Here is a 2,761-nt window from a genome sequence, read left to right on the forward strand (position 1 = left end):
CGTCGGTCCTGGTGGGCGGGCTGCTGGCCGGCCCGGGTTCGGCCGTGCCGGTGCTGAGCGGGCTGATCGTGTTCGCGTCCGTGGTGGGCGGGCTCGGCACGCGGCTGCTGGCCGCGCGTCGCGTGGCCGCCGCCGAGCGGGTACGGCGCGCGGAACGTCTGGAGCTGGCCAGGGAGTTGCACGACGTGGTCGCCCACCACATCACCAGCATCGTGCTCCAGACCCAGGCGGCCAGGCTCGTCACCGCCAGGCACCCGGACAGGACCGCGGATTCCCTGGACGGCATCGAGACCGCGGGCGCCGAGGCCCTGGCCGCGACCCGCCGCGCGGTCGGCCTCCTCCGCGACCACGACCGTGACCGCAACCACGTCCGCGTCCGCGACCGTGAATACGACCGTGAATACGACCGTGAATACGACCGTGAATACGACCGTGAATACGACCGTGAATACGACCGTGAATACGACCGTGAATACGACCGCGAACACGACCATGACCACCGCCACGGCCACGGCCGTGACCGTGACCGCGGCGACGAATGCCATGAACGGCTCGCCGACCTGGTCGAGCGCTTCGGCGCCCACGGCCGCCCCGCGACGTTGCGCCTGGCCGCCGAACCCGGCGCCTGGCCGCCCGAGGTGCGCAGCACGGTGTACCGGGTGGTGCGCGAGTCGCTGACCAACGTCGCACGTCACGCCCGCCAGGCCGGTACGGTCACCGTCGACGTCACCCAGGACGAGCGCGCCGTCACGGTCGTGGTCGAGGACGACGCGCCGCCGTCGCCCGCGCGCCGCCACCGCCGGGCCCGCTACGGCCTCACCGGCATGCGCGAGCGCCTGGAAGCCCTCGACGGCACGCTGGTCGCCGGGCCGCGTCCGGGCTCGGGCTGGTCGGTCCGGGCCACCATCCCCTGCGGACGGGTGCCGGGCGACGCGGGGAGGCGGCGTTGACCATCCGGGTGCTGCTGGCCGACGACCAGCCGATGATCCGGGCCAGCCTGCGGATCATTCTGGAGGATCAGCCGGACATCCGGGTGGTCGCCGAGGCGGGTGACGGGGTCGAGGCGATCGAGCGGGCACGGGGGACGGGCCCGGACGTGTGTCTGGTGGACGTCCAGATGCCCCGGCTGGACGGGATCGAGGTGGCCGGCGCGCTGGCCGGGGCGCCGACCCGGGTGGTCATGGTCACCACGTTCGACCTGGACGAGTACGTCCACGGCGCGCTGAGCAGGGGCGCGGCCGGGTTCGTGCTCAAGGACGCGGGCCCGGGCCTGCTGGTGGAGGCGGTGCGGGCGGCGTACGCGGGGGACGCGCTGATCTCGCCGGCGATCACGCTGCGGCTGCTGCGTCACGTCGCCGCCCGGGGCGGCCGGACCGTCGTGCCGCGCGCGGACGCGCGGCCGCTGTCGGCGCGCGAGACCGAGGTGGTGCGGGCGATCGCGCGGGGACGCAGCAACCAGGAGATCGCCGACGCGCTGTTCCTGTCGGTGAGCACGGTCAAGGGGTACGTGTCGGGCGTCCAGGCGAAGCTGGGGTTGCGGAACCGGGTCGAGATCGCGGCCTGGGCCTGGGAGGGCCGCCTGGTGGTGACGCCGTGACGGCACGCGCGACCGACGATTCCAGCCGTCTTGACAATTTCATTTTTCGGTAAGAGGATGAAGTCACCTCGAAGAACCGAAGGAGACCCCCATGAGGAAGATCGCCGCAGGTCTGTTCATCTCGCTCGACGGCGTCATCGAAGCGCCGGAGACCTGGCACTTCCCGTACTTCAACGACGAGATGGGCCAGTCGGTCGGCCGCCAGTTCGAGGCCGCCGACGCGATGCTGCTGGGCCGGCGCACCTACGAGGGCTTCGCCGAGTACTGGCCGAAGCAGGACCCGGCCGCCGAGCCCATGGCCGAGGTCATGAACAACACCCCCAAGTACGTCGTCTCCACCACGCTCACCTCGGCCGACTGGCAGAACACCACCCTGATCCAGGGCGACGTGGCCGCCGAGCTGGGCAGGATCAAGCAGCAGCCGGGCAAGAACATCTCGATCACCGGCAGCGCCACGCTGGTCCAGTCGCTGCTGCGCGACGGCCTGCTGGACGAGCTCAACCTGCTCGTCCACCCGATCGTCGTGGGCAGCGGCCAGCGCCTCTTCGACGGCGATCTCGGACAAATCCCCCTTAAGCTGACTCGTTCGGAGATCTTCAGCACCGGCGTGCTGGACCTGACCTATGAAAGGGCCTGACGTGGCATCCACGACCACCGCCGCCAAGCCGGCCGCGAAGACCGCCGCCAAGACCGCCGCCAAGACCGCCGCGAAGAGCGTCGCCGACAAGCTGCTCATCAAGCCGGGCACCGCCGTGTGGGTCTCCGCGCCCGAGCACCGCGCGCTCGTCGGCGCGCTGCCCGACGGCGCGCACCACGTCGAGACCCCCGCCGGGGCGAGCGTCGGTGTGGTCTTCGCCGCCGACGCCGCCTCCGCCAGGGCCGTCCTGGACGCCCACCGCGACCGGCTCGCCGAGCCCGGCGTCCTGTGGGTGGCCTACCCGAAGGGGAACAAGGCCGACATCAACCGCGACACGCTCTGGCCCATCGTGGGCGAGTACGGCCTGCGTCCCAACGGGCAGGTGGCGATCGACGACGTCTGGTCGGCCCTGCGCTTCCGTCCGCTCAAGCCGGGCGAGTCCCCGTTCACCGGCGGCCGCTCCTGACCCCCGCGCTGCCGACCCCGGCGGCCACCGATGCCGCCGCGCCCCCGCCCCCGGGCGGGGC

The 2,761-nt window shown here is 72.3% G+C and carries 4 protein-coding genes; all 4 read left to right on the forward strand.

Features of this window, described 5'->3' with window-relative positions:
• The coding region (locus HII36_RS57655; RefSeq protein ID WP_236005214.1) for a histidine kinase at window positions 1-950 on the forward strand (950 nt) is incomplete at its 5' end.
• A complete protein-coding gene (locus HII36_RS54480; protein WP_173531261.1) occupies window positions 947-1,597 on the forward strand; it encodes a response regulator in 651 nt (216 codons plus the stop codon). The genes HII36_RS57655 and HII36_RS54480, both read left to right, overlap by 4 nt.
• 91 nt (window positions 1,598-1,688) lie before the next feature.
• Entirely contained in the window at window positions 1,689-2,234 is a 546-nt protein-coding gene (locus HII36_RS54485; protein ID WP_173531262.1) for a dihydrofolate reductase family protein, read from the forward strand.
• Window position 2,235: 1 nt separating this feature from the next.
• Window positions 2,236-2,700: a hypothetical protein gene (locus HII36_RS54490; RefSeq protein ID WP_173531263.1), complete on the forward strand. Its 465-nt coding sequence runs from the start codon at window positions 2,236-2,238 to the stop codon at window positions 2,698-2,700.
• Window positions 2,701-2,761: the final 61 nt, after the last annotated feature.

This window comes from Nonomuraea antri, from assembly GCF_013283785.1.
GTDB classification, from domain to species: domain Bacteria; phylum Actinomycetota; class Actinomycetes; order Streptosporangiales; family Streptosporangiaceae; genus Nonomuraea; species Nonomuraea antri.